Origin of the sequence: Otoolea muris (genome assembly GCF_943193115.1) — a bacterium.
In the GTDB taxonomy this organism is placed as follows: Bacteria; Bacillota; Clostridia; order Lachnospirales; family Lachnospiraceae; genus Otoolea; species Otoolea muris.
Genome location: NZ_CALPCY010000008.1, coordinates 1 through 26,911, shown reverse-complemented (window position 1 = coordinate 26,911; position 26,911 = coordinate 1). Strand labels below are relative to the sequence as shown.

At 54.6% G+C, this 26,911-nt stretch carries 24 protein-coding genes and 4 tRNA genes; 5 read left to right on the top strand and 23 right to left on the bottom strand.

Annotated elements, in window-relative coordinates:
• The first annotated feature begins 178 nt into the window (after nucleotides 1-178).
• Nucleotides 179-1,753 carry a GH25 family lysozyme gene (locus tag NFS31_RS06990; protein ID WP_251492946.1) on the top strand — a complete coding sequence of 525 codons (1,575 nt, stop codon included), beginning with the start codon at nucleotides 179-181 and terminating at the stop codon, nucleotides 1,751-1,753.
• Nucleotides 1,754-1,895: 142 nt separating this feature from the next.
• On the opposite strand, the gene NFS31_RS06985 is transcribed toward NFS31_RS06990, so the two are convergent.
• From NFS31_RS06985 to NFS31_RS06940, 10 genes are all read right to left on the bottom strand, one after another.
• Nucleotides 1,896-2,054, bottom strand: coding sequence for a hypothetical protein (locus NFS31_RS06985; protein WP_251492944.1), 159 nt, complete (start codon nucleotides 2,052-2,054; stop codon nucleotides 1,896-1,898).
• 358 nt (nucleotides 2,055-2,412) lie between these two features.
• A complete protein-coding gene (locus tag NFS31_RS06980) occupies nucleotides 2,413-2,988 on the bottom strand; it encodes a TVP38/TMEM64 family protein (protein ID WP_251492941.1) in 576 nt (191 codons plus the stop codon).
• Between the two features lie 117 nt (nucleotides 2,989-3,105).
• On the bottom strand, nucleotides 3,106-4,782 hold the full coding sequence (locus NFS31_RS06975; protein WP_251492939.1) for a methyl-accepting chemotaxis protein: 1,677 nt from the start codon (nucleotides 4,780-4,782) through the stop codon (nucleotides 3,106-3,108).
• A gap of 510 nt (nucleotides 4,783-5,292) precedes the next feature.
• Entirely contained in the window at nucleotides 5,293-6,093 is an 801-nt protein-coding gene (locus NFS31_RS06970; protein WP_251492937.1) for an SDR family NAD(P)-dependent oxidoreductase, read from the bottom strand.
• Nucleotides 6,094-6,116: 23 nt separating this feature from the next.
• Nucleotides 6,117-6,941 carry an EFR1 family ferrodoxin gene (locus tag NFS31_RS06965; protein WP_251492935.1) on the bottom strand — a complete coding sequence of 275 codons (825 nt, stop codon included), beginning with the start codon at nucleotides 6,939-6,941 and terminating at the stop codon, nucleotides 6,117-6,119.
• 170 nt (nucleotides 6,942-7,111) lie between these two features.
• The gene (locus NFS31_RS06960) at nucleotides 7,112-7,321 is read right to left on the bottom strand and encodes a DUF1858 domain-containing protein (protein WP_251492933.1); all 210 of its coding nucleotides are present in this window, start codon (nucleotides 7,319-7,321) and stop codon (nucleotides 7,112-7,114) included.
• 190 nt (nucleotides 7,322-7,511) lie between these two features.
• Complete coding sequence (locus NFS31_RS06955; protein WP_251492931.1) at nucleotides 7,512-8,081, bottom strand: LysR family transcriptional regulator substrate-binding protein; 570 nt, start codon at nucleotides 8,079-8,081, stop codon at nucleotides 7,512-7,514.
• Nucleotides 8,009-8,446: a LysR family transcriptional regulator gene (locus tag NFS31_RS06950; RefSeq protein WP_251492929.1), complete on the bottom strand. Its 438-nt coding sequence runs from the start codon at nucleotides 8,444-8,446 to the stop codon at nucleotides 8,009-8,011. The genes NFS31_RS06955 and NFS31_RS06950 overlap by 73 nt, the downstream gene beginning before the upstream one ends.
• A 75-nt stretch (nucleotides 8,447-8,521) precedes the next feature.
• The gene (locus NFS31_RS06945; protein ID WP_251492927.1) at nucleotides 8,522-9,817 is read right to left on the bottom strand and encodes an ABC transporter substrate-binding protein; all 1,296 of its coding nucleotides are present in this window, start codon (nucleotides 9,815-9,817) and stop codon (nucleotides 8,522-8,524) included.
• 27 nt (nucleotides 9,818-9,844) lie between these two features.
• The gene (locus NFS31_RS06940; protein ID WP_251492925.1) at nucleotides 9,845-12,433 is read right to left on the bottom strand and encodes a hybrid sensor histidine kinase/response regulator; all 2,589 of its coding nucleotides are present in this window, start codon (nucleotides 12,431-12,433) and stop codon (nucleotides 9,845-9,847) included.
• Nucleotides 12,434-12,677: 244 nt separating this feature from the next.
• On the opposite strand from NFS31_RS06940, the gene NFS31_RS06935 reads away from it, so the two are divergent.
• Nucleotides 12,678-12,749: transfer RNA gene (locus NFS31_RS06935), tRNA-Glu, on the top strand.
• Between the two features lie 159 nt (nucleotides 12,750-12,908).
• Here NFS31_RS06935 and NFS31_RS06930 read toward each other — a convergent pair.
• From NFS31_RS06930 to NFS31_RS06915, 4 genes are read right to left on the bottom strand one after another with little or no spacing between them, the layout of a single operon-like run.
• Nucleotides 12,909-14,363, bottom strand: coding sequence for a 4Fe-4S dicluster domain-containing protein (locus tag NFS31_RS06930; protein ID WP_251492923.1), 1,455 nt, complete (start codon nucleotides 14,361-14,363; stop codon nucleotides 12,909-12,911).
• Nucleotides 14,364-14,390: 27 nt separating this feature from the next.
• On the bottom strand, nucleotides 14,391-15,572 hold the full coding sequence (locus NFS31_RS06925) for a SpoIIE family protein phosphatase (protein WP_251492921.1): 1,182 nt from the start codon (nucleotides 15,570-15,572) through the stop codon (nucleotides 14,391-14,393).
• Nucleotides 15,563-17,287: a [Fe-Fe] hydrogenase large subunit C-terminal domain-containing protein gene (locus NFS31_RS06920; protein ID WP_251492919.1), complete on the bottom strand. Its 1,725-nt coding sequence runs from the start codon at nucleotides 17,285-17,287 to the stop codon at nucleotides 15,563-15,565. Before NFS31_RS06920 ends, NFS31_RS06925 begins: the two co-directional genes overlap by 10 nt.
• Nucleotides 17,288-17,300: 13 nt before the next feature.
• Nucleotides 17,301-17,543, bottom strand: a complete 243-nt coding sequence (locus NFS31_RS06915; RefSeq protein ID WP_251492917.1) for a (2Fe-2S) ferredoxin domain-containing protein — start codon at nucleotides 17,541-17,543, stop codon at nucleotides 17,301-17,303.
• Nucleotides 17,544-18,073: 530 nt separating this feature from the next.
• Here NFS31_RS06915 and NFS31_RS06910 point away from each other — a divergent pair.
• Nucleotides 18,074-18,259 (top strand): hypothetical protein, encoded by a 186-nt coding sequence (locus NFS31_RS06910; RefSeq protein WP_251492915.1) that lies wholly within the window; start codon nucleotides 18,074-18,076, stop codon nucleotides 18,257-18,259.
• Nucleotides 18,260-18,287: 28 nt separating this feature from the next.
• Here NFS31_RS06910 and NFS31_RS06905 read toward each other — a convergent pair whose 3' ends face one another.
• The 5 genes from NFS31_RS06905 to NFS31_RS06885 all read right to left on the bottom strand — a co-directional run bounded on the left by NFS31_RS06905 (nucleotide 18,288) and on the right by NFS31_RS06885 (nucleotide 20,852).
• Nucleotides 18,288-19,082, bottom strand: a complete 795-nt coding sequence (locus tag NFS31_RS06905; RefSeq protein WP_251492913.1) for an SseB family protein — start codon at nucleotides 19,080-19,082, stop codon at nucleotides 18,288-18,290.
• Between the two features lie 326 nt (nucleotides 19,083-19,408).
• Nucleotides 19,409-19,481: transfer RNA gene (locus NFS31_RS06900), tRNA-Thr, on the bottom strand.
• A 41-nt stretch (nucleotides 19,482-19,522) separates the two neighbouring features.
• Nucleotides 19,523-19,594: transfer RNA gene (locus NFS31_RS06895), tRNA-Glu, on the bottom strand.
• A 9-nt stretch (nucleotides 19,595-19,603) separates the two neighbouring features.
• Nucleotides 19,604-19,677: transfer RNA gene (locus NFS31_RS06890), tRNA-Pro, on the bottom strand.
• Nucleotides 19,678-19,793: 116 nt separating this feature from the next.
• A complete protein-coding gene (locus tag NFS31_RS06885; protein WP_251492912.1) occupies nucleotides 19,794-20,852 on the bottom strand; it encodes a LysR family transcriptional regulator in 1,059 nt (352 codons plus the stop codon).
• Between the two features lie 305 nt (nucleotides 20,853-21,157).
• On the opposite strand from NFS31_RS06885, the gene NFS31_RS06880 reads away from it, so the two are divergent.
• Nucleotides 21,158-21,730, top strand: coding sequence for a chromate transporter (locus tag NFS31_RS06880; protein WP_251492910.1), 573 nt, complete (start codon nucleotides 21,158-21,160; stop codon nucleotides 21,728-21,730).
• Nucleotides 21,727-22,275 carry a chromate transporter gene (locus NFS31_RS06875; protein ID WP_251492908.1) on the top strand — a complete coding sequence of 183 codons (549 nt, stop codon included), beginning with the start codon at nucleotides 21,727-21,729 and terminating at the stop codon, nucleotides 22,273-22,275. The genes NFS31_RS06880 and NFS31_RS06875 overlap by 4 nt, the downstream gene beginning before the upstream one ends.
• Before the next feature lie 55 nt (nucleotides 22,276-22,330).
• Here NFS31_RS06875 and NFS31_RS06870 read toward each other — a convergent pair whose 3' ends face one another.
• The 4 genes from NFS31_RS06870 to arr all read right to left on the bottom strand — a co-directional run bounded on the left by NFS31_RS06870 (nucleotide 22,331) and on the right by arr (nucleotide 26,452).
• Nucleotides 22,331-22,639: a metal-sensing transcriptional repressor gene (locus tag NFS31_RS06870; protein WP_251493135.1), complete on the bottom strand. Its 309-nt coding sequence runs from the start codon at nucleotides 22,637-22,639 to the stop codon at nucleotides 22,331-22,333.
• A gap of 149 nt (nucleotides 22,640-22,788) precedes the next feature.
• Nucleotides 22,789-25,404 carry a heavy metal translocating P-type ATPase gene (locus NFS31_RS06865; protein WP_251492906.1) on the bottom strand — a complete coding sequence of 872 codons (2,616 nt, stop codon included), beginning with the start codon at nucleotides 25,402-25,404 and terminating at the stop codon, nucleotides 22,789-22,791.
• Between the two features lie 420 nt (nucleotides 25,405-25,824).
• Nucleotides 25,825-25,992 (bottom strand): hypothetical protein, encoded by a 168-nt coding sequence (locus NFS31_RS06860; protein ID WP_251492904.1) that lies wholly within the window; start codon nucleotides 25,990-25,992, stop codon nucleotides 25,825-25,827.
• Nucleotides 25,993-26,038: 46 nt separating this feature from the next.
• Nucleotides 26,039-26,452, bottom strand: coding sequence for an NAD(+)--rifampin ADP-ribosyltransferase (gene arr / locus NFS31_RS06855; protein WP_251492902.1), 414 nt, complete (start codon nucleotides 26,450-26,452; stop codon nucleotides 26,039-26,041).
• Between the last annotated feature and the right edge of the window lie 459 nt (nucleotides 26,453-26,911).

Genomic DNA, 26,911 nt, shown 5'->3' with positions numbered 1-26,911 from the left:
ATTCGTTAATAAAAGGTTTATAGAATGGTAAGATTTTGTAACTTGTACTTACAATTCCCATTTGGTAGACTGAAAGATAGACGGAAATGCCCCGCTCCGGCGGGGTTCAGCCGCTTTTACTGACGATCTGTTTCGAGCGTGTTTGAAAAATGCTCCAGGAAAAGAAAGGACATCATCCATGAGACATCTCTACATAAACCATGTAAATGATCCCGAAAAACGCCGCTCCTCCCGCAGGGCCGGGCGGATAGCGGCTCTCACGGCGGCAGGCGCCCTGGCGGCGTCCCTTATGCTCTCCCCGGTCCGCGCCCTCGCAGGGCCGGGCGGCGGGACCGAAAGCCCTGCCCAGTCCCCGTTAAGCGGCCCAGGAGGCGGCGCCGGGAGCTCCTCCTCTTCCGGCTCCCTGCCAGACGGCGTAACGGCCGGCTACGGCGTCTCGGCCGTTGCGCCGGGGCTGGGCGCATACCGCCCGGATCCCGCCGCCCCGGGAGCCATCGCAAAGGGCATCGACGTTTCCTACTGGAATCAGAACATCAACTGGGGGCAGGCCGCTTCGGATAATATCCAGTTTGCCATGCTGGCCACGCGCTTTAGAGGCGAGGCGGATCCCTTTTTCCCGGTCAATGCGGACGCGGCCAGCAAGGCCGGCTTAAAGCTGGGCGCCTATATCTATTCCTACGCCACGACCCCTGAGATGGCGGAGCAGGAGGCGGATTTTGTCATTAACCTCATCAAGGATTACCCCATCTCCTTCCCCGTCGTGTTCGACGCCGAGGATGCGGAAACCCTTGGCGCGCTCTCTCCCGCCGAGGTGAGCCAGGTGATCAACGCCTTCTGCCGCCGGGTGGAGGCCGCCGGCTATCACCCCATGGTCTATGCGAATGAATACTGGTTAAACAACAAGATCGACCTGTCCGCGCTCCATTATGACATCTGGGTCGCCCGTTACGCCGACTCGTTCACGTACGCAAACCCCGCCATGTGGCAGGCTTCCAATACCGGCAGCTTAAGCGGCGTAAACGGCAATGTGGACATCAATTATCTCTACAAGGATTTCACGGCCGTGATCCCCGCCGACTCCTGGAAAACCATTAACGGGCAGCGCTACTATTATAAAAGCCATGTCATGCAGAAGAACGCCTGGATAAACGACGGGCAGCATTTCTATTACATGGACGCCTCCGGCATACCCTTAACCGGATGGCAGGAGATCGGAGGCAGCCTCTACTTTCTGGACGCTGCGGACGGCCACATGAATACCGGATGGCAGCAGGCAGGCGGATCCTGGTACTACCTGCACCCGGAAAGCGGTTCTGTACAGACCGGATGGCAGGCTGTGGACAATGCCTGGTACTACCTCGCCGCGGACGGACGCATGCAGACCGGATGGATCGATCTGGACGGCGCGCGGTACTATCTCGGAAGCGACGGGCGCATGGCCGCTGGATGGCAGACGCTTGACAATGCCCGCTATTATTTCGGAGGCGACGGGCGCATGGCCACAGGATGGCTGGAGGCAGACGGCGCGCTGTACTACTTAAATCCCGCGGACGGCGTCCTGGCTGTGAATACCGTTCTGGATAAGGACGGCGTCCTGTATCAGGCAGGCGCGGACGGCATATGCGCTCCGATCCCGGTACAGACTGAGGAAAACGGCGGCGCAGAAAGCGCAGAGGGACAGCCGGATGAAACCGGCGCTCCCGCAGGGAACACACAGGGACAGCCGGTGGAGCCCGCAGGCCCGGCGGGCTGACTTCGGATGAAAGCGCGGCGGTGCTAAAGCTTTTCCCTTTAATTATACAGAAAGACAGCCCTTGCGGGCTGTTTTTCTGCGCAAAAAAGGCGCGGAACGCCGCCTTTCGGCAGCGCCCGCGCCTTTAACTCATCTGCTCCTCTTACCGCAGATGGAACAGAAGATTCATATCCCGAATCTCCCGCTCGGTGCTCATCCCTCTCGTCTGCGCAGGGGCCTTCTTCTCCTCGGACGGCAGATTGTAAAGATGTGAAATCTGGCTCATACCTTCCATTAAAATTTTTTTATCTTCTCTTGACATTGTAATCATCCTTTCCATATTCACGCCGCATGCGGCGCATCATTTCTGAAGGGATACCCCCGTAAACAGGAAACCGTAACGGAGAAGCATCTTCCTTTCATGTGCTTTAGTATAACACAATCCATGTGATTGTCAATGCATTCCGCCGACTTTCGTCAGTATTCTCCGGGGTATAACCCATGAATTATAAGACAATATATGCCGTATTTATATGTTTCGTCAAAATGACGGCAAATGACGGATAACTACAAGTCCTTTTGTGCGTGATCCCGGTTCGTCCCTGATCCGTCTCTACAGCCTTATTATATATCCCGTTGGATACAGAAATCCCGCGGGGGCCGATTCACATAATGGCACACTACGCCCCCAGAAAATGCGAAAATGCCACGCTGTACGCGAGGATGCACCACGGCTTTCCGAGCAGTATGATCGCCGTAAATTTCCGGGCGCTCATGCCGGTAATTCCCGAAAGGTAGCAGAAATAATCATCCGGGCAGAGCGGAAGGAGAATCATCAGAAACAGGATCAGGGAAAACGATCGGCTCCTGCCGGCCCATATGGCCCACCGCTCATAGCGCTCTGATGAAAACAGGAGGCGGATCAGCCCGATACCGTATCTGCGCGCAATCAGAAAGGCGAGCACCGACCCGGCGCAGATGCCGATATAATTGCACCAGAAGCCGCCCATGCATCCAAAGAGGATCGCCCCCGCCGCACACCCGATAAAGCCGGGCAGAATGGGGATCACCACCTGAAATGCCTGAAGCGCCCCCAGGATAAAGGGACCCAGCATCCCAAAGCCCGCGATATACTCCCTCAGCGTCGCGGCTGAGTCGAATTTTCCTTCCATATATGCCTGTACGAAAAAAAATGCGGTCAGGATACCGATGATGAAACAGAGGATCCCTGCCACACGTTTGATTGTCATTTCCATGCCGTATTCCCCTCCATGACGGCGAAAGCCCCGTTAAGCGGCCCTCTGTAAAAACCGCGCTCTTTTGCAAAAAGAGCCTGTATCCCCCGAAGAGAATACAGGCCCTGTTCCTGTGTCTTAATACATATTGGAGCCCGCTGTTTCCTTGAGCTTGAACTGTTCCAGAAGGTTGCGCAGCACCTGTACCTGGCTGGAAAGCTCTTCGCTCGCCGCTGCGCTGGCCTCGGAAGTCGCCGAGTTGTTCTGAACCACGCTGGCAATCTGGGAGATGCCCTCGCTGATGCCGCCCACGGAGCTGGACTGCTGTGCCGACGCGTCTGAAATCTGGTGAACCCGCTCGATCACGGCCTGCGAGCTCTTCACAACATTGCCCATGGCTTCCTGGGTGGATTCCGTGAGCTGTACGCCGTTGGAAACCGCGCTCAGCGTCTTCTCAATCAGATCCGAGGTGCTCTTGGCCGCCTCTGCGCTCTTGGCCGCAAGGTTCCTCACCTCGTCAGCCACCACGGCAAAGCCCTTGCCCGCCGACCCGGCGCGCGCCGCCTCAACCGCTGCGTTTAAGGCCAGGATATTCGTCTGGAAGGCGATATCCTCGATCGTCTTGATGATATGGCCAATCTCATTGGAGCAGCCGCTGATCTCATCCATGGCCTGCGACATATCCCGCATCTGGTTATTGCACTGTTCCATGTGGTGCTCCACCTGATCCGCCTGATCGCTGGCCTGGTTTGCATAGTCCGCGTTGCTCTTTATCTGTCCGGAAACGAGATTGATCGTCTTTACCAGGTTGTCAATCTCATTCGCCTGCTCGGTCGCTCCCTGCGCCAGGCTCTGCGCGCCGCTGGCGACGCTCTCAGCGCCGTTGCCCACCTGAACGGCAACCAGGTGGATCTGAGCCATGGTCTCATTGAACTGCCGGCGGATCGTGCCGATTGAATTCTCAATCGCCACAAAATCGCCGATATAGCTGATATTCGACTCTGTGGTCAGATCTCCCTTGGAAATTGCATTTAAATTGTCTGATATATCAGTTATATACATTGCAAGCGTCTTCGCCGCATCGTTTAAGCTCTTTGCCAGAATGCCGATCTCATCCCGGTTGGAAACCTGAATCTCAAAATCAAGCTCCCCGCGGGACAGGCGCTGGCTGTCCGCTGTGATCACGTCGATCGGGCGGACGATGCTGCTGAATACGTACCGGAGCAGGAGGAAGCAGGAAATCAGCGTCACGATAATCGTTATCAGCGCTGCAATGATCGTCGCCGTGATTGCGTTCCCAAGTTCATCCTCTTCCTTGTGAACCTGATCGTTATTGGCTTCCACGATCTCCTCCAGCAGAGATACCAGGCTTGTGACATTTTTCTTAACTACATTTAAGTACATCTCCTTCGCCTGCTCATGATTCTGTTTATTCAGATCCAGAATCTCCGTCGCAGACGCATGGATTGCCTCGTGAATCGGAATAATCTCGTCCATCAGGCTGAGGATCCTCGAATTCTTGATACCCGATCGGTCTGTATTGTACAGCCACTTTCCCAATACGCAGGTCGTACAATCCGTGCTGCCTGTAAACTCAGTGTCATAGCTGATGGCGGAACTTAGGTTTTCAATCCAACTGTAATGCGCCTTCTCCGCCGAAAGCGCCATTGTATGGATATTGATGGCCTCTACCGTCTCTTCATTGATGCGCTTGATTTTCCTTAAATACATTACTGTGCTGGTTCCGCTGACAATCACTACCACAAAAATAAGCGCCACTCTCATCCAAATCGCTTTTTTAATTGATTTTTCCATGATTCATCCTCTTTTTCCGGGCCTGGCCTGAAAATAAGGGAATATCCCTATTCCCCTTACTTTAACCTCCCTTATATTGTCTGTTTATAAAAATTATACATGAAACATTATATTATTTCAATAGCCATATTCAATATGATCCGTTTTTTTTTAATTTGGAACAAAAAAATTAACAGGATTATAGCGCCTCTGGATTTCCATGGAGCGGTTACAGTGTATACGCATCCCGGGAGTATCCTCTCATCTGCTCACAACTGCTTCTCTGTAACCGCCCAGAGGTTATCTGAACAGTTACATCTACTATTATAGTATCAAATCTTATCAAAAATGTTCCTTGAAAGCGCGCCGGAAAAGACGGCCCGGAACAAAATTTCTCCGGCCGGGCCGCCTTTTTCATATTGTCAGGGAAATCATGGATAACCGGCTGACATCGATACCATATATAACACATAGATTGTAACCAGACAGGGGATTTTCAGGAAAAAACCGCATGTCCAGGCTTTCATCCCGCTATGGCCGCAGCCCCATGCCGCCCTCAAGGGTGATCGTCTCCCCGGTCATATATTTAAAGTCCTCGGAAGCAAGCTGTACGCAGACTCTTCCTATCTCGCGCTCCGCATCGCCAAAATGGCCGGCAGGCGGAACCTTGACATTCTGTTTAAATGCCTCCGGATAGCCTTTTTCAAATTGTTCGAGCTGCGCCGTCCAGGCCAGCGGGCAGATCACATTGACATTGACGCCGTCCCCGGCCCACTCTGTAGCAGCCACGCGGCTTAAGCCGCGGATCCCCTCCTTCGCCGCCGCATAGGCGCACTGCCCGTAGTTTCCAAACAGGCCGGCCCCTGACGCGAAATTGATCACCGTTCCCCGCGTCTCCTTTAAGTGCGGGTAGCATGCTTTCATATAGTAAAATGCCGCGTACAGGCCGGAATACAGGGCCAGATCAAACTGCTCTGTGGTGTGCTCGGATAACGGCACTCCGGAAGCCGAAGCCTGGGCGTTATTGATCAGCACGTCGATGCGCCCGAATGCCTCCATCGCCTTTTCCACCACTCCTGCGGCCACCGCCTCGTTGTCTGCGCCTGCGTTCACATCCGCCTGGCAGATGAGGACCTTTATCCCATAAAGGCGCTCCAGCTCCTCCTTCGCATCCTCCAGCTTTTTTACGTTGCGCCCTGTGATGACCAGATTAGCCCCTTCTTTTGCATAGGCTGTCGCTATCCCATAACCGATCGCGCCGCACCGGCCGTCGCTTAAAACCGCGCGCCCGGCGCCTGTGATGATCGCCGTCTTTCCTGTTAAAAATCCCATGTCTCCCTCCTGATTCCTGACGATTAAACGAACAGCTCCGCCTCCGCCCTTCTCGTGTAATTCTGCTCCAGCATCGCCACATGAGATAAGAAGGCCGGATCGTCAAAATATTTGGCCTGAACCGGGCATTTTTTAATGCATGCCTGGCACTTGATGCAGATACCTGTCACCTGCGCCGGATCCTCCGCGCTGATCGAGCCCATCGGGCACGCCTTTGCACAGATCCCGCACTTATCGCACAGCTCTGTCTTCGTCTTCGGCTTTGCCTTCAGGAATACGGCCGGCTTTCCGTCCGTTCCGAGCGGGGTATAGTACGGTCCCACCGGGTCGTCGCCCCGGACCTCGATCGGCGCCGGGATCTCGGTCATCTCTTCCACCTTCCTGGACACCTCGCTCGCAAACTCCGCGAGCCGTTCCATGTCCTCCCCATTCGGGCGGCCTGTGGCCAGCTTATCTGAAAATACGTGCTCCGTCGGGATCCCTGCCCCCGCAATGGTATGGAACCCATTCTTTTCCAGCTCATTCCTGAGCTCAATGAGGCCATTGTCAAAATTGCGGTTTCCAAATGTCGTCACCGGGATCGCCAGCGCGCCTTCCCCCTTAAAATGATTCTGTAAAAACGAAAGCATCTTGTTCGGCACTCGTCCGGCATAGACCGGCATGCCAAATACAATCAGCCCGTCCGGCTTAAAGACCGGAACCTCCTCCCGGTTCTCAGGAAGCGTAAAATCGTAGATCTGCAGCGAGACATCGAGTTCCTCTGCAAGCTGGCCTGCGATGGTCTTCACCACGGATTCGGTATTGCCTGTGGGACTGAAATACACAGCCCTTACCCTTGAAATCTTCATATGCCTTATCCTCCTCTCCGTTTCTATGTACCAGCCGCCGTCCGCGCTCCGTCGGGGAGCGCGGACGCGGCCCCTGTCCGAAATCAGACCCCGCCCGGCGCGCCCCTTTACCGGGCCTGCGCGTAAACAGGCCATCCCGGGACGCCCCCCCCCTCACGAAAGCCCTGCCGCTAAGCCTCTTTCTTGGTATTCAAATACTCCTGGATAGCGTCCATCACCTTGTCCGCATCCAGGCCATGAACCTGGCAGGCTTCCTCCAGCGATTCTCCAATTGAAGACGGGCAGCCGACACAGTGCATTCCTGACTGCATCAAAATATAGGCAATCCCCATATCGTACTCCAGCATCTGGCCCATCGTAGTCTGTTTTGTAATCTCCATCTCTCTGTACACTCCTTCATTTTCCGTTTCATCCATCGCCCGCTGCTGTCATGCACAGCCTGCATTCTTTATTTTAATATGTTTTGCACATTTTTACTACTACTTTTTAGTAAAATTTTTGTTATATTTTTCATTCTCCCGATCCGGCGCACAACTGCAGGCCGCCTGGCGCGCCGGCAGGCGGACCTCCTCACAGATCGGCGGGCGGACGCAGCCCGTTGTAATACGCCTTTGTCATCTCAATAAAATCCCTGGCCTGAGGCGTCACAAACACATTCTTTTTGTAGAGGAACAGGAGAGGGACGCTGAACGGCGGGGCGCCCACGGTAAAAAACGCCAGATGATCCACATGGGAGACCTGGCGGCTGCCGCCCTCGGGAAGGAAGGTCACGCCAAAGCCTGCGCTGACGAGATTCACGGCCGTGGTCGTGCTCGTGCTGTAAAGGGACTCCACGCCCTCCAGCCCCATCCTCGCAAAAAGGTTTTCCTGCGCCTGGCCCATGACCTGATCGCCTGGCAGGAGGATAAACCGTTCGCCCTTAAACAGGGACAGATCGATCGGGGCCGGCCTTTTTACGCTTGTCTTAAGCCCGCGGATCAGAGGATTCTCCCGGTTGACTGCCAGGAGCATCCGCTCATGAATCACTGTCTCATACACCAGATCATCGAGGTGCTGCGGAATATTCATCAGGGCAAAATCGATCTTTTCCTCGAGAAGGAGCTCCTGGAGCCGGTCCGAGTGGTGTTCATGCAGAACCACCGCATCCCGGGATGCGAGGCCATATAGGCAGGGAGAATCTCAGGCAGGACCACGGAACCCCTCCAGAGGGACATTCCCACATTCAGGATCCGGCTCCTGCCGCTTTTTATCTCGTCAAGCTGCGACGCAAACCTCCCCGCCAGGTTTCCCACGCCCTCCAGATACGTCTGGTAGAGCTTTCCCGCCTCTGTGAGCGTCAGCGGGGAATGGCTTCTGTCAAAAAGCTTCGCCCCCAGATCCTTCTCCAGCCGGCCGATGCACTGGCTTAAATACGGCTGGGACAGATACAGCCGCTCCGCCGCTTTGGATACGCTTCCCTCCCGCGCCACGGTAAGAAAATATTCCGGATTCTTTATATTCATCATCTCGCCTCAATCCGCTGTATGGGACCGCGCGCCTCCAGCCGGAATTTACATCCGCCATGCGGCCCGCGCCCGGCATTACCGTCCCAGCGTCTCCTCCTGCAGCCTGTCAAATTTCTCCATACACGCATCCACCGAAGCGCCTTCCATGAGCTCCCGCACAATCTGGCACGTGTTTCCCCACTGCTCAAGCTTCATGCCCGCGTTGGAGCCAAGGACATAAACATTTTCCTTTATCTTATCATTTAAAGGCTTTAAGGCCGGAATGTGCTCCACCTCCACATGTTCAGAGGGGGAGATAACCTTGTTGGTTTCTGCATATACCTGCAGCGCCTCATCCGAGAGGATCGCGTTTAAGACCTGCTTCGCTTCCTCCAAATGCCCGGCTTCCGCGCTGATCCCGTATCCGGTCATGGACACGACCGGCATCTGGCCGCGGCTGCTTGGAAAGCCGATCACCTTAAGCTCAAAATCCGGCTTGCCGTAGGCTGTATCCGCATTTGCCGCCCCCCAGTAGGCCATGACGATCGGCGTTTTCTGCGCCAGGAAATCAGGTCCTTCGCCCTCGATCGCCTCATACGTACAGGCTGTCTCCGCGTCGATATAGCCGCGGTCCATCAGCTCCTTTAAGAATTCAAAGCCGGGGCGCATGTAGTCGCTGTATTTTTTCTCCCCCCTGTTCAGAGCCTCTATCTCCTCCTGCGTATGGCCGTTGTTATATAAATCCGCGTAGCCGATCGCAAATACAAAGGATTCCAGCCACCAGCGGTTCGCTCCGATCGGCGTCCTGATCCCATGCTCCTTAAATACCCGGCAGCATTCCAGCAGATCCTCCGGCGTCTCGGGAAGCGCAAGACCGTACTCGTCAAACATATCCGTATTCACAAACAGACCGTATACCACCACCTCCTGGGGAACCGCGACCAGCTTTCCGTCAACCGTATTCGCTGTCCTCACAACCTCCCTTATATTCTTTGTGTTCTCAAGCTCCGATAAGTCCAGAAGCGCTCCTTCCATACCCAGGATCTGGATCGTGTCCGGATTCAGGAGATAAAGATCATCCATGTGGTGGCGCACCCGGTCAAGCGCCACGTCATCATACGTCTTTTCCTTATAGTTTTCCGCTGTATACGTCCTGTAATCCACCGTAATACCCAGCCTCTCCTCTGCCATTTCGATGGTTTTATCAAAGGCAGTCCTCGCAATATTGCTGGCATCGGGTTTCGATTTTTCCATGGCGCCAAACAGATTGACAACCGTTTCATGATCCTTCTCTGAGATGATCACATTTTTGCCGGAGCCCCCGGTTCCTTTGCAGGCTGTCATCGTAAGCGCCATCATCCCTGCCAGGCAGACGGCTGATATTATCCTCATACGCCTCTTCCTTCCTGTTTTGACTCTTTATAGCCGGGACGCGCGGTCTCGCAGCGCACACTGCCTCACCATTTTCTTTAACAATCCCATATCAATCGGTTTTGCCAGGTGAACATCCATCCCCGCGTCCAGCGCCGCCTTTTCATCCTCTGAAAAGGCGTTCGCTGTCATGGCGATAATCGGTATACGCCCTGCGTCCGGACGCTTAAGCGCCCGAATCGCCCTTGTCGCTTCATATCCGTTCATAACCGGCATCTGGACATCCATCAGGATCGCGTCAAACTCCCCCTCAGTGGAAGCTTCAAAGCGTTCCAGCGCCAGACGGCCGTTCCCGACAATTTCAAACTTTGCTCCTTCGATTTCCAGGAGCTCTGCCAGAATCTCCGCGTTGATCTCATTATCCTCCGCTGCGAGCAGGCAGATCCCCTCAAGGCTTTCGCCTTCATCCTCTGTGTTCTCTGCCCCGTGTTCCCTATCCCGCATTTCGATGATCGCTTCTTTAAATGCAGACACAAAAAACGGCTTTGCAAGGATTCCCGTCCGCTCCACTGAAAGCGCGGCCTCCTGCGTCCTGTCCCCTCCGCCGGCCGCCAGAAACAGGATCGGCGAAACCTCTCCCGACGCCCGGAGCCGCTGCGCGGCCAAAACACCGTCCATGTCCGGCAGCTTCTCGTCTAAAAGAATCATCTGGTAGCCGCCGCCGGACCGGCGGCGATCGCATGCCAGGCGCAGGGCCTCTTCCCCGTCTGATACGGTGTCCACATGGATTCCGGTGTCTTTCATAAGCGTCCTGATGCTCTCCCGGACCCCGGCGTCGCCGTCCGCGGCCAGAATATGGGAAATACCGCTCGCCTCCCAAAATTTCTGATCCGCCCGGCCCTTCGGGATGCGCAGCTCCAGTTCCACCCGGAAGAGACTGCCTTTTCCCACCTCGCTCGACACATCGATGGTCCCGCCCATGAGCTCCACGATATTTTTCGTGATCGCCATGCCGAGCCCCGTGCCCTGGACCTTATTTGTCGTGCTGTTCTCCGCCCTGGTAAACGCCTCAAAGATCGTCTCCAGATATTCCGGCGTCATCCCGTACCCGTCGTCCTCCACCTCGATCCGGATGTGCTCGTACGGGCCCGGGCGCTGCTTAAGCCCAATAATCCGCAGCCAGATATGGCCTCCCTCTTCCGTGTATTTCACCGCGTTTGAAAGAAGGTTGATCAAAATCTGATTGAGCCGCGTCTCATCGCCCATCAGATACTCATGCTTAATATCCGTTACCGACACCTCAAAGCTCTGATTCCGCGCGCCTGCCATGGGCCGTATGATCGCATCCACAGAAGATACCAGGTCGCTGAGCGTAAACTCCTCGATCGCAAGCGCCACCTTGCCGCTCTCGATCTTGGAGACATCCAGGATGTCATTAATCAGGCTCAGCAGGTGCTGCCCGGATGCGGTGATCTTCTTTGTGTACTCCCGCACCTTAACCGGATTCTCCGCATCCCTGGAAAGCAGAGACGTAAACCCCAGAACCGCGTTCATCGGCGTGCGGATGTCGTGCGACATATTGGAGAGGAACGTCGTCTTGGACTGGTTCGCGACCTGCGCGGCCTGCAGCGCCTGCGCAAGCTGCCTGTTGTGAATCTCACGCTCCGCCTCGCGCTCCCTCCGAACACGCTCCTGCTGCCTCTGGTTAAAATAATAGAGCACACAGCAGAGGAAAAACGCAATCAGCATCACCGCGACCACGATAAAAATATTCTGGTTTACCGTCCGCCCCTCCTGCTGGATCGCCTCAATCGGCACATAACCGATCAGATACAGCGCCCCGCCGTTGACGGACCACATATAGTTCAGGGAGCTCTTGCCCTGAATATCATGGTAAAACAGAATGTTCTTACCGCTTCTCACGCACTCCGAGACCTCGTCCCTCAGATCCTCCTCAAGAATATTGTTCGCCCTGTAAAAATCCTCCAGATTTAAGTGCCCCGCGTTCCTCTCGCCCATGCCCCTGGGCTTTAACACCAGCCGCTCGCTCTTGGCGTCCATAATATAAAGCATGGCTCTGCCGTTATAAAAGCCCTTGGGCAGCGATTCGTCGAATGAATCGTACACATATTCGATATAGAGTGTCGCGATCTCCTCCTCATCCTTTAGAACCGGGCATTTCATCGTATACGCCCATGTTCCCATATAATTTAAGTAGGACTGCGAAACCGGAAGCCCGCCCGCCGTCTTTCCCTCTGAAAAGTCCAAATCCTTTGCCGAAAAGCCGTCCCCCATATTGGAAACGCCCTCCGTCTCCCCGGACGGGATAAACGACATGCGGACCATGGTGCTGTTTTTATTGTAGGAGCGGATAAATTCCTCCGGATCCTTAATCGTGGCCAGCTCCTGCGCAATCAACTGCTGGAACTCCGCCTCCTTCTGCAAAATCGCTTCCGTCGTGCCCTTAATCAAATCCAGGCTTTCACTTAAATTCTGGATCGCCGATTCTGACATCTCCACGGAAATCTTGCGCGATACGGTGAACACGACGGCCCCCAGCATGCAAAATACGAATATGATCGATAGAAACAACGGAATCCCTCTGTCGGTTCCGGCTTTGCCATGTTTTCTTTTCATTTCCGCTATATCCCCGCCGCCTGCGGCGCTGTTGATTTTTGTCATTACTGCATACGTTATTATACTCGCTAAGAGTATTTTATGCAACCGCATTTCCTGTCTGTGTATTAGGAGGCAGGGAATGTAACGAATGAACCAATAACCATATAATGCCGCCCCAAAATTTTATTAAACTTTTTTCATTTTCCTCTTGCATTTTTTCCCAACCCATGCTATTATATAGGAGTCATCACATATAGCAAGTGGCCTGTTGGTCAAGCGGCTAAGACGACGCCCTCTCACGGCGTAAACCCGGGTTCGATTCCCGGACAGGTCATAGAAGCTGTTACAGAGTATTCTGTAGCAGCTTTTTTCATTCTGTATTTATCTCAGGAAACCGCGCAGACGCCTGTGGATCGCAGACGGCCGGGCAGACACATCCGCCGCCCGGCCGTTTGCACAGCCGCCATACGCGTAAGGCCGCTGCGCCGGATCATCATCCATGCCGGTGCATGGAGAATGAATCCATATCGTAATTCTTCAGATTTTCATAAACGGCTCTGCCGTCTGCCTCGCCGATCAGCTTATCCCTTGACTTTTTGGCCTCCAGCTCGGTCTTGTGCTTGCTGGGGCCGCCGACACAGCCGCCGACGCAGGCCATTCCTTCTATAAAGTCCTCGGGAAGGCGGCCCATTTTGAGAAGCAGAAGCGCTTTCTTGCACTCCGCCGCGCCGTTGCAGCGCGCTACCTTGATGTCCGTATTCTCCCCGGTTTCCTTTAAGCACTGCAGCACAGCCGCCGTCACGCCGCCGCCGTTTCCGAAGCGCTTTCCGAATACGCTGGACTCCTGGGTGGAGTTGGCCTCCGGCTCGAGCGTGATGTCTTTGGCGCGCAGCATGGCGCGGATCTCGCCGTAGGTCATGGCATAGTCCGCATTGCCCTGGATATTCAGATCAAGCGTCTCGCTCTTTTTGGCAATGCACGGCCCGATGAATACGGTTACGATCTCCGGATCCTTTGCCTTGAGCATTCTGGAAACGCCGCACATCGGCGAAACGGTGGTTGACATGTTGTCAAGCACCTCGGGGAAATGCTGGCGGATCATGTTTACAAAGGCCGGGCAGCAGGAGGTGGTCATCTTTTTGCCTTCCTTGTAGGCTTCTGCCCACTCCGCGGCCTCCGCCGCCGCCGTCATGTCGCCTCCCAGGCCGACCTCGATGAGATCTGCAAAGCCCGCTTTTTTGAGGGCGGTCCTCCAGCTCGCGAAGGTGATATCATCCCCGAACTGGCCTTCCGTCGCCGGGGCCAGCATGGCGACCACCTTTTTCCCGGCGCTTATTAAGCGGATGACGTCAACCATAAAGGTTTTGGAGCCAATGGCCCCGAACGGGCAGCTATGGATGCATGCGCCGCACTGGATGCATTTCTTCTCATCGATCACACAGATCCCGTACTCGTCATACGTGATGGCATCCACGGGGCACACCTTTTTGCAGGGCCGCTCTAAGTGGGCGATGGCATTGTACGGACACGCCTGCGCGCATTTACCGCACTCGCGGCATTTCTCCGGGTCAATATGGGCTTTGTTGTCGCCCATGGAGATCGCGCCGAAGGGACAGGAGTTCTGGCACGCCTTTCCCATACATTTCCGGCAGTTGTCCGTTACGGTGTAGGAGGCGATTGGGCACTCCTCGCAGGCCGCGTTGATGACCTGCACCACATTGTTCGTATTGCGCCCGGACGGGCACTTGCCCTCCGCCAGGCGGACTCTCTGCTTGATCAGCTCTCTTTCTTTATAAATACAGCAGCGGTACTGCGCCTGCGGGCCGGGAATCATCTTGTAGGGGAGTTCCTCACGTCCCTCCTCCAGGTTTCCCTCCCAGGCGAGCTTTGCCACCTCGTAAAGCACCTCATGTTTTAACTGCAGTAATGTCGCGTCATTTGTTACCATGTTCCTTATCCTCCTTATCGTAACGCACTAATAATACGTCGCCGTCACCTTTTTCCCCATCCGCTCTACAATCTCCATTAGCTGCTTCACCAGGTTCTGCCGGATGCCCAGCTCAAACAGGCCCGGGTTCTGGTAAGCTCCGTTAAACGCCCTCCCCACAAAGAGCTTAAGCTCCGTGCAGTCCTCAATCAGGATCTTTGCCATCATGGACGCGCCGTTGTTCTTGTCAAGCTCCTCAAAAAAACCGCTGTCCAAGTCGCACTCCTTCACATAGCTGGTCAGAAGCTCTACCACGCGGCGCAGGGTAATCACGCCCTCGGTCACCAGATCCACGCCTTCCATATAGGCAATGGGCGGTATCTCGGGATCCGTGTAATCCATGGACACGCGCAGGGGCCTCCCCAGCTCTCTGGAGAGGATCGTGGCGCTCGTGCCGCCTGAGACGATGTGCTTCGCCGTCTCATCCTTCATGAAATCCTCTGTGATCACCTCGTCGTCGTCCCGGCTCACAGGCGGGCCGGTCATCAGATGTACCGGCTTTCTGTCAATGATCCGGGCCACGACCACCGTCGTGTCGTCCCCGGGCTTCCCCTCATAGATGCGGCTGCACTCGTCACACAGGCCCGCTGCCATCCGCACCGCGGAGACCGTGCTTTTGTACTGCCCCTCGGCAAATTTTGCGACCTCCTCCCAGGGCCAGCCAAAGCAGAACTGCCTGCTCTTTCCCACTCCCGCGTGCGTCACCCCATCGCTCATCAGCACAAGGGCGTCCCCCTTTTGCACCTGGAACCGGCTCTCGGCAATCACCTTGTCCTTCACGGTCCTGGTCCGCTTCTCAAGCTCCGCCATATGGCCGTCCCGCAGGAAAATGCAGCCCGGATTGTCGTATTCCACCAGATACGCCTCGCCGCTGTTAAAAATCTGCAGGATGGAAAAGGTCGCATACGCCACCTTCCTCACCTGGCACAGCGGAAGCGTCTGTCCGATGGTCTCCACACATTCCTCCAGCGTCGCCCCGTTTAAAAACATGGTCCCCAGGATCTTGGCGGTCAGGGTGGATAAAATATTGGCCTTCACGCCGCTGCCCATCCCGTCCGCCAGGATCACCACGTCCGAATCCTCGGTCTTTAAAAGCTCCACCTTATCGCCGCACAGGATCTCCGAATATTTCACAAGGCTCTTAAACGTGACGTCCACGGTTATCCCCATGTCCGGACCTCCCCTTCCTTCTCGTCCTCAATCAGGGAGCAGAGCTTCGTCAGCGTCGTCTTTGTCTCCGCCGTCGTCTCCCCCAGAAGCCCCGCGATCTCCTGCGCCACCATCATCTGCTTGTAAATGACCTTCTGCGCGAGATCAATGGTCGCCTTTTTCTTTTCATATTCCTGCTTTGCCAGGGCCTCCTCCCGGGTCACGTCCATCAGGGTGAGAATGACAAAATTCCCCTCCGGGATGTACGCGATGTTCTGGAATACCACAAAGCCCCGCTCCGGGGACAGCGCCCTGCGGCTGTGGATGCTGGTATGCGTTTTAAATACCTCCTCCACCTCGCCGGTCTCCATCCAGCCGCCAAGCTCCCGCCCCTTCATCTCCTCCGGCTTGACGCCGAAATACTTTTCCACCGCGGCCGAGCACTCGAGAACCTTCAGATCCTCATCCACAACCATCATCAGGTTCGGCGAGGCGTCCATCACCAGATGCGACATGGAGCGCGCCCTGTCGTACAGATACGGGATGCACATATTAAGCTCCGCCTTGTTCTGCAGCACGGCGACCGCCTTTTCCCGGCAGGTCGGATAGCCGCAGGCCCCGCAGTTTAACTCCTGCTCCGGGCCGGCCTTTCCGGTTTTTTTAAGAACCTCCCGGATCTCCTCCCCGGTCGGGATCCGCTCCTTCTGGGAACGGTCCGAAAACTGCTTAGCCGTATCCACCGCCCTCTCCTCCTCTTTCAGAAGGGAAAGGTAAGCCGCCCCCCTGGGAAGCATCTCCTCCAGATCCAGCTTGACCTTAAAGCTCGACACCTCCGCCGCCGTGGCAGGGCCGTTGATACAGCCGCCGTGGCAGGCGTTCATCTCAATAAAGCAGCCCTTGACCTCCCCGGTCTTCATGGCCTCGCAGACCTCCTGGCAGTCCTTGACCCCGCTTACGTAAAACTTCCTGTAGCGATCCCTCTGCCGCTTCGTCTCCTCCACGGCGGTCAGAAGCCCCCCGCTGACCGGATAGCGAAGATTGGCGCCCAGATGGCGTTCCTCAAACGCTTCCTCCTCACAGGACGGTATCTCGATACCCTCCTCCGAAAGCCAGTCCCGGATCTCCTCAAAGGTCAGCACCGCGTCCGGGGCGACGGCGCGGCTCTTTTTCTTTTCCGCGATACAGGGGCCTGCAAATACCACCTTCGCATCCTCCCCGTACGATGCCTTCAGCATCCGCGTGTGGATCCCGGAGGGGAGCAGCACCGGGGCCATGTAGGGGATCAGCTCCGGATAATGGATTTCGATTAAATCCACAATGCTCGGGCACGCGGAGGTGATGATATTCTCCATCTCCCCCTGTTCCAAGAGCTTTACATACTCTCCCGTCGCCAGGGCCGCCGCCTCCGCGCTGTCCCGCACATCGGCAAAGCCGAGCTTTTTTAAGGCCGCCTTCACCTGGCCCCTGCTTTTATACGGAAACAGGCCGATGTACGCGGATGAAAGCGAAAGAACCACCGGCGCGCCGCCCTTTAAAAACTCCTTTACCTTAGAAAGCCCGCCGGACACGCGCTTGGCCGACTGCGGGCAGTTGAGCAGGCACTGGCCGCATAAGATACAGCGGTTTGGCATGATATACGCGTGTCCGTTCCGAATCATAATGGATTTTACTTCACAGCCGCGCACGCACTTGTAACAGTGCTTGCACATCGCGGCCTTAAAATCAATGATCGGCATGTTCCTCTCCCTCTCAGCTCAAACGGCCCATAATCTCCTTTTTGAAAAACTCCTCGGCCGTCTCCGGCGAAACGGAGTGCAGAACCCCGTCCACGGTGACGCAGACGCCCATCTTGCAGTTCCCGCTGCAGAAATCGCCGTTCAAATCCACCTTGTCCTCCAGGCCGTTCTCCGCAACCAGCTTCTGGAGCTTCTGGATGACCTCCCTCGAGCCCTTCAGGTGACAGGCGCTCCCAATACAGATTGATACTCTCATTTTCTTATCCTCCTATCCTTATCTTCCTGTGTTTATGCGTAAATGCAATGCTTATATGCCGCGGCCTGCGGGCGCGGCCGGAATAAGGGGCCGGGCGCGGGCCGTAACGATTGGTTCCATTATCTCATATTGTGATATTATTATCAATTAGTTCCGGGCATTTTCCTGTATTTTTTTTAAGGCATTTATGGAAATGGGTGGGGGCGGATTCCATTCAGGCATCAAAATAAGAATTGTACCTCTGAACTGCTTTCATTGGATAAGGGCGCGGGTATTGTGACGGTAATCCGTGTTATGTATAACGGCAGGGATGCCGGCAGCCAGCCTAAAGGGCATACAGTAAAGAGCGTAATGGCAGCGTTAAGGCACATGGAACTGTTACAGCAAGTTACTGTTCACACGCCTGCCGGGCTGTGCCCAGTAACACGCTTCGCGATGCACATAAACCGATCATAGACGTTATATCCTGCTTATGGTATAATCTATATACAAATACATTCTTGTTTTCCACTGCCGGGAGGTGATTGCTTATGACTGAAAAGGAGATGATTCAGAGAAACATTGAAGAATTTTCCAGACTTCAGAAATACATGATTTTAACGGAGGACAAAACATCAGCCGCCTATATGGAAATGAAAGACCGGTATATTGAGTTAAAGATTATATTAACTTCCTTTGAGATCAATCTCACAGAACTCGACAAAATCAAAAAATAAGCAGACGGGAGGGGCTCTTATGCCCCTCCTATTTCACGACGCGCAGCCGGTTTTTCTCCTGTTCGATCCGCAGCAGCTTTTCCATATCCAGCTTAAGCCCGAATCCGAACGGGTTGATCACAATCCCCTCCGAGTTCCCGATCTGGCCCTTGAGCTCGCGGAATCTCAGCCGCCTGCCGCCAAGACGCTTCTTTTTGTCAAATTTATCCATCTCCACCCAGTCCGTGAAAACCGGGCGGTACTGGCCGCCCTGGCTGTCTGTCACCAGGGGAGGCGTCATGGTCCTGCGATCCGTCTCCGGAAGCAGGAAACTCGCCTTGTAAAGCTCCCCGCACATCTGATCCTCCAGAACCCGTATATCAGCCCGGCGGGCGCAGCCCTGATAGTACAGGCAGACGGAGCGCATCAGATCCGGGTTCCTGACCTCATTCGGCTCCCGCTGCGGTTCCTCCGCAATCAGGGCAAGCGGAAGGAGCAGCGATTCGTGGCTCTTGTCCAGCACGACGGCCTCAAAGCCGCCGCGGTGCAGATCACGGAAAAAATCCGTCCGTTTTTCCGGACAGATGTGGACGCTCTCCGCCTCCATGCCGCTCCAGCGCAGGCCCTGAATGAATTCATCGGCATATTCCCCGCTGGTATAGAGAAAAGCCGCCGTCATGCCGTGCTCCATGCCCATATAAAACTGGCTGGTGATCCTCACTCTGGCGCAGTACATCCCGGGCGCTGTCATAAGAAGCCCCGAAAGTTCCGCCAAAAGCCGCGCTAACTGCTCCGGCTTTTCGTTTTTCTTGATCGTAAGAATGAGTTCCCGAACCTTTTCCACGCTGTGCCTCCTGCCGTCTCTTAAGAGCATGTTCCAAACGCGCTCTGATCTGATTTTTATAAACCGGGTAAGGGAAACGCGTTTCCGCTACCCGCCGCCCGCGCGCCGCGTCAGCGGCATACCTGCGCTGTGCGGGCCTGTGCGCAAAAAAGGTAACAGCTCAGACATGTTACGGCATCTGCCCATGAAAATCGCTTCGCGATGGGGCAGATGCCTGCCGCCGCCGCGTTTTCGTACGATCAGCGCAGCAGGTGCGCAGATCTATCTGAACTGTTGCCAAAAAAGCTGCAACTCCCTGTCAACCAGAGAATTCCAGCCTTTTCTTCAGCTCCCAGCCGGACTCGAACCGGCGACCTACGCATTACGAATGCGTCGCTCTACCAACTGAGCCATGGAAGCGCTTAAAAAATGCTCTGGAGAAATCCAAAGCAATTTTCAAATGACCTGTCCGGGAATCGAACCCGGGTTTACGCCGTGAGAGGGCGTCGTCTTAGCCGCTTGACCAACAGGCCATGTGAGAATCGAGGCGACGTGATTCGAACACGCGACCTCTGCGTCCCGAACGCAGCGCTCTACCAAACTGAGCCACGCCTCGATTACATAACGTAGTATAATACAGGAACCAGAAAATGTCAACCCTTTTTTTAAATAAAATTAAAAAAATTTATTCAATTAAAACAATTGCCCTGATTCGCTCTATTTCAACGGCTTTCAGCCTGGAGCGACAGCAAAGCTCCCCCTTTTCCTTTTCAGCCGGTCTGTCAAAATCTGAAGCGGTTTTGTGATGTATCTGTCCCTGTGAAACAGCGCCATCATCTGATTTTCCATTTCCATTCCTTCCAGGCGGATCAGGCGCAGCTTCTTAAGGAGCAGGGAATCTGTCAATAACTGCTCCGGCAGAATCGTAATCCCCAGCCCTGCCTCGGCCGCCCTTATAAGGGCAAATGAATTCACACTCTCCCAGACCGGTTCGGCTTTTAAGCCGGCAAGCGCGAGCCGGCTGTCAAACGTATCGCGGATCGCGCTTCCCGGTTCGCGCAGCAATAACGGAAACGCGCACAGCCGCTCCGGCGTCATCTCCTGCTCCGGCAGATGAAACCCCGGCGCACAGGCGGCGCATAGCTGATACGCCCCCAAACGGATCGTGTAAAAATCTCCTTTGGGCGCAATCCCCTCCCAGCATGCGATATCCGCCTTTCCCCGCCGCAGAATCTCAATCGCGGCATTTGCGCTAGAGCGTGTTTGAAAATTGCTTTCTGGTAGCTGTGCGTGCCGCTTTGTGGGATATTTGTGCCAAATGAACGCGGCGTAGTGGGCTACGTTAAGTGAATTTGGCACAAATATACCTCGAAGTGGGGCGTGCAGATGCCAGGAATGAATTTTCAAACACGCTCTAGCAACCCGGACCGAAACCTTTACCTCCGGACAGGACGCCTTAAACTCTCTCAGGATATCAGGGAGCAGGAACGAGGCAATGGTAATGCCCGACACCACCGTAACCGGCGTATTCTCCTCCAGACATGTGATTCTCCTGTCAAAATTCCGGCAGGCTGTCAAAATATGACGGGATTCCTCCAAAAGCGAAACACCGCAGCGCGTCAGCGCCGCTCCCTTGGGATGACGCTCAAACAGCGCGGTTCCCGCCTGCTTTTCCAGTTCGGCGACCGCGTGGGAAACAGCGGACTGCGTCATATACAGTTTCTTAGCCGCGCCCGTAAAGGTTCCGGTCTCTGCAACTGCCTCCAGGATTTCCAGATGCCGTACAATCATGTTTATGTTTCTCTCCTTTTGACATGAATAAAATCGATGGATTGTATGAAATTATAGCATTTTACAGATTTTATAGCAAGGGATATAATAGCCGGGCAGAGTTGTGAGGGGAGACTGACGGAAGGGGGCCGGATGATGTCGTAAAAAGGACGTCAAGAGAAGGCCGGATGGTGTCGTGAAAGGGACGCCGGCAGCGGGGCTCCGCCTGATACAGAACCGATCTCCGGCATCCCTTTCACGGGTCCATCCGCCCTGCGCTCTCTCACCCAATTAAGCTGTAAACAAAAACCAGGAGGAATCTCATTTTGAAACAGCGCTTAAAAACATACGCATGGCTCTTGTCAGCCAATCTCTTTATCAGCGCCTTTACATTCGGCGGCGGCTATATCGTTGTTCCTATGATACGCCGCTTTTTTGTCCTGAAAAAACCGTATCTCACAGAAGAGGAGCTGATCAATCTGGCGGCCATCGCGCAGTCATCGCCCGGGGCGATTGCGATCAATCTCTCTGCGCTGGCGGGGTATAAGGCGGCCGGGACGGCAGGGGCCCTGATAAGCTGTACCGCCGCGGTCGCTCCCCCGCTCGTTATCCTTGCCTTTGTCTCCGCATTCTATAAGGCATTTGCCGCCAATGCGGTGATTGCGGCCGTCTTAAAGGGGATGGAGGCGGGTGTTGCGGCTCTGATGATTGATCTGATCGCCGATATGTGTTCCCTGATATGGAAGAAACGGTCCTTCTTTTTTTCCGCCATGATCCCGCTTTCATTTGCAGCCAATTTCGTATTCGGCATCCATGCGGCTCTGATACTCGCGGTCTGCTGCGTTTTGTGCATTTTGCAGGCGCTTTATAAAAAATATAAAGAAAGGGAACAATCATGAATACTTCGTGGAACCTGTTTATCGTGTTTCTCAAGATCGGCCTGTTCAGCATTGGCGGGGGGTATGCGGTTATACCTTTGATCCGGGAACAGGCCGTAGAGAAAACGGGTTGGATCAGTGAGAAGATGTTTACAGATATTATCACGATCTCGCAGATGACGCCCGGGCCGCTGGCTGTCAATACATCGACCTTTGCCGGCCTTCAAATCGGCGGTATCGCCGGAGCGCTGGCGGCTACGGTTGGCTGCGTATTGTGCGGGGTCGTGATTTCGCTGGGATTATATCGTTTTTTTCAGGCATGCCAAACCTCCGCCTTTGTACTGGATGTGCTGAACGGGCTGAAATCCGCCTCGCTGGGCCTGATTCTCTCAGCCGCATTCACGATCATAGGGCTGGCTCTGTACGGCGGCGCCGGCTTTTCTTCGCTTAATCCGGCCGCGTTATGCCTGCTTTTAGCTGCGTTGTTTATGCTGCGCAAATGGCGCATCCACCCGGTTCTCATTATGCTGTTCAGCGGGATTGCGGGGCTTGTGCTCTATTTGTAAGCAAATTTACAGCATCGCATTCATTCGCCCGGGATGAATGCGATGCTGCAAATTTTTATTTCATCAGCTTCTGAATCGTCCGGCACAGCTCCTCTACGGCTTCTTCCCCGTTTCCTGCCTCGATGTCGTCCACCACGCAGGTCTTGATATGGTTGGAGAGAAGCTCCCTGGAAAAGCTGTTGAGCGCGGCCTGGATCGCGGACACCTGGTTTAAGATGTCCACACAGTAGCGCTCATCCTCGACCATGGCCTTTACGCCTCTCACCTGGCCCTCGATGCGGTTTAAGCGCTTCAGCAGATCGCGTTCCTCTGTCAGATTCCTGTGCTTATGGCGTTCGGAGACTGTACCGTCCGCTGAATACATGCATTGCCCGCTCTCCTTTTTTTCACAGCATCCCATCTTGTTTTCCCCCATACTTTTATCATGTGCTCCCGGAAGCTCACAAAAACCAGCGGCTCCGGGAGCGCATTGTCAAACGGGTTACAGCGCCCGCGCGGCCGGATCCCGGGCCTTTATTCGATCGCAAGAACCTTATAATCCTGATCCTCGACCGCCTTTTTCAATACCTCGTCAGCCACTTCCCCGGCCAGGGAAACCTCTGCTGTGCCTGCCTCGTGGCTCACCGCCGCCTCTTCCACTCCCGGAAGCGCCTCAAGGCATTTCTTCACTCTTGCCTCACAGTGCGCGCACATCATTCCTTCGATTTTCATGGTCTTTTTCATTGCTGCTTCCTCCGTTTCATTTTTAATTTCATTATCCGATGTTCCTGCCTCTGCCGGCGCTTCCGCGGCGCGCGGCGCGTCCTGCCCGTATGCGGCCTTTGCCTTTTTCCGGCGAAGATGCCGGTCCTTAGACGGATCGTGTACTTTTAAAAGATTTAAGCGCAGCGCGTTTGTCACCACGCAGAAGCTGGAAAGGCTCATGGCCGCGGCCCCGAACATCGGATTTAATTTCCATCCAAAGACAGGATACCACAAACCGGCTGCCAATGGAATCCCCACAACGTTATAAAAGAAGGCCCAAAACAGATTTTCATGGATGTTCCTTAAGGCGGCGCGGCTTAAGCGGATCGCGGCCGGCACATCGGTGAGGCGGCTTTTCATCAGCACCACATCCGCGGCGTCCACGGCGATATCGGTTCCCGCGCCGATGGCGATCCCCACATCGGCCCTTGTGAGGGCCGGGGCGTCGTTGATGCCGTCTCCGACCATGGCTGTTTTCCCCTGTTCCCGCAGGGAGCGGATCACGCTCTCCTTTCCGTCCGGCAGGACGCCTGCGATCACTTCGTCCACGCCTGCCTGACGGCCGATCGCGCGGGCGGTGCGCTCGTTATCCCCGGTCAGCATGACTACCCGGATGCCCATGTCCTGAAGCTCCTTTACCGCCTGCGGGCTCTCCTCCTTGATGGTGTCCGCCACGGCAATCATTCCCAGAATCTGCTGATCCTTTGCGAAAAACAGGGGCGTCTTCCCCGCTCCGGAAAGGGTTTCAAACTGCCGCCGCATCGCCTCCGGCGCGCCGCACCGGCCGGCGATGAAGGAAAAGCTGCCGCCCCTTAAGACGGCCCCGTTTAAACGCGCCGTGAGGCCGTTTCCCGGCAGAGCTTTGAACTCCTCCACCTCCGGGGCGGTGAGAGCCTGCTCCTTCGCATAGGCGAGAACCGCCCTGGCCAGAGGGTGTTCGCTCCGCTGCTCCAGCGCGTAGGCGCATGTCAGAAGCTCCTCTTTTTCGACGCCCACCGCGGGAAGCACATCTGTGACCTTCGGCTCGCCGCTTGTGATGGTGCCGGTCTTGTCAAGCGCCACGATCTCCATTTTCCCTGTCTCTTCTAAGGAAACCGCGGTCTTAAACAGGATTCCGTTCCTGGCGCCCATGCCGTTTCCGACCATGATGGCCACCGGGGTCGCCAGGCCCAGCGCGCAGGGACAGCTAATCACCAGCACGGAAATGCCCCTTGCCAGGGCAAAGCCAATCCCCTCGCCCGCCAGAAGCCAGGCCGCAAGCGTAACAGCCGCTATGGCGATCACAGCCGGCACGAACACGCCGGAAACCCGGTCCGCCACCTTGGCGATCGGCGCTTTGGTGGCCGCCGCGTCGCTCACCATGCGGATAATCTGGGACAGAGAGGTATCCTCGCCCACCCGCACCGCCTCGCACCGCATATAACCCGACTGGTTCACCGTCGCGGCCGAAACCGGATCTCCGGCCTCCTTATCCACCGGGATGCTCTCTCCCGTCAAAGCCGCCTCATTGACCGCGCTCACGCCCTCCAGCACAATCCCGTCCACCGGGATATTCTCCCCGGGACGGACCACAAACACGTCTCCTTTTTTCACCTGCTCGATGGGGACCTCGGTCTCCACGCCGTCTTTTAAGAGAACCGCCGTCTTAGGCGCAAGCTTCATAAGCCCCTTCAGCGCGTCCGTGGTCTTGCCCTTAGAGCGCGCCTCCAGCATCTTTCCCACCGTGATCAGGGTCAGGATCATGGCCGCGGACTCAAAATAGAACTCATGCATATATGCCATCACGCCGGACATATCGCCCTTAAGCTGCGCGTCCGTCATGGCAAACAGCGCATATACGCTGTACACAAATGACGCGCCCGAGCCCAGCGCCACCAGGGTATCCATGTTCGGCGCGCCGTGCATAAGGCCCTTAAAGCCGCTCACAAAAAACTTCTGGTTGATCACCATGACGATCCCGGTCAGAAGGAGCTGGATAAGGCCGACTGCCACATGGTTTTCGGCCAGCGCCGCAGGAAGCGGCCAGCCCCACATCATATGCCCCATGGAGACATACATGAGGACAGCCAGGAAGCCGAGGGATGAAAACAGGCGGCGTTTGAGGGCCGGCGTTTCATGATCCTTTAGGGCATCCGCCGCCGCCAAAGCGGATGAGGCGGCCCCGCCGGGGCGGGCGTTGTCCGCAGCGCCTTTTAGTGCGGCGCCGTACCCGGCGTCCTCCACGGCTTTTACGATCGCCTCGCTGGCGACTTCTCCCTCGACTCCCATTGAATTTGTCAAAAGGCTGACCGAGCAGGCCGTTACGCCCGGGACTTTTGATACCGCTTTTTCCACACGGGCGCTGCAGGCGGCGCAGCTCATGCCGGTTACTGTATATTGATCCATAATCGTCCTCCTTTCAGTCTGGCCGGAGCGTGGTTGAAGATTGCCTGGCTCCGGGACGGCGATGTCCTGTGAGTGGGGTGCGGGCCGTTTTTCGGATATGGGTTATTATATACCCTGGTGGGGTATGTGTCAAGGAGATCTTCTGGGGGAAATACTGGGGGGGGGGTGTGTTGTGATAAGGACGCCGGAGGCAGTTTCTATATCCAACGGAACCCCGCTCCCGCTCGGAGAAAAGCGCAGCGGTACTAAGCTCGAAAAGACCTCGCTAAGTACCGGCGGTTTTCTACGGGTTCCTTATGGATATAGAAACTGCCTCCGGCTGGTACTGGCTGGCCGTAAAGCGAAGTTGTGGTTTTTGACAATAGGATGTAATTACCATAAGGATTCTTTATGCGGCGGATTAGCGGTACAAACTGAACATTATCGTCTACGAGCTGATTTGATACCTGCAATAAGTGAAAAAAGACCAAGCAAACCAATAATAATTCTGCATATTATCCCCGGAATTGCGAATATCGGTGGAAATGGACATATTGCTACAAGTATGAGTAAAATCGCCCCTATGGCAATTAGTACAGTACCATTCATAAACGAGCTCTCCTTAAACTTCGATTTTATATTTCTCTTTCTAAAATTAATCGATTGCTTTTATTCCTTTTTCAGATAAGTTTCTAAGATGTTCAAGCATACTATTAATTAGGGCGGGAGAATGTCTTTTCCACTCTGTTACCTCTGCGACAATTTTCAACGGATACTTCGTTCTATAAGATTTCGTAGGATTTCCTGGAAATTTTTTATCTGTAAGATTTGGATCATCTTCAAACTCTCCTGTTGGTTCAACAACATATATTTTTTCCTGACCGCTTCCCTCTGCCAATTCCGCTCCCCAAATCGCAGCGTCCAATGTCCCGGCAAAATAAACATACTCTGATTTTCTATCATCATTATAATTCTTTTTTTGTCCTATAATCAGAAAATCTCCGATTTTCAACGCTGCCTTTGTTCCATGAAAAAATGAACCTTTACTAAATACAAAATTGTCCTTCATATAATTTGTCCTCCACAATCCCAATTTGTACATAACTATACCATAATTTATATAATTCAAAAAGAAGAATATTTATTCCCGCGAGCAACAAGGAATATAATACCCAAATGCGGAAGAATAATCCGAACGGATCATATTGTTACGGGCTATATGGGATGTGAATATAAGTTAAATGGGGGGGATTAGAGATTGCCGTTATGAATTAACGGCATGACAGAGGCGTTAAAAAAGGCATACTCAAAAAGCTTGCCCTGATTATGATTCGATTAAATTTGTTAAACCTTCAAATCAGAGCTTTTATAATCGAACTATACCGGGAGGATAAATGTTCCTTCTTAAAATTCATGGCCTTCCGATAACGTAGCCATCGTCAGCTCCTATATCCCGGATTCTCGAAAACGTGACGATGAATTTTCGCCACACTTAGCCGAACCACCTGAATTTTATTGACAAAACCAC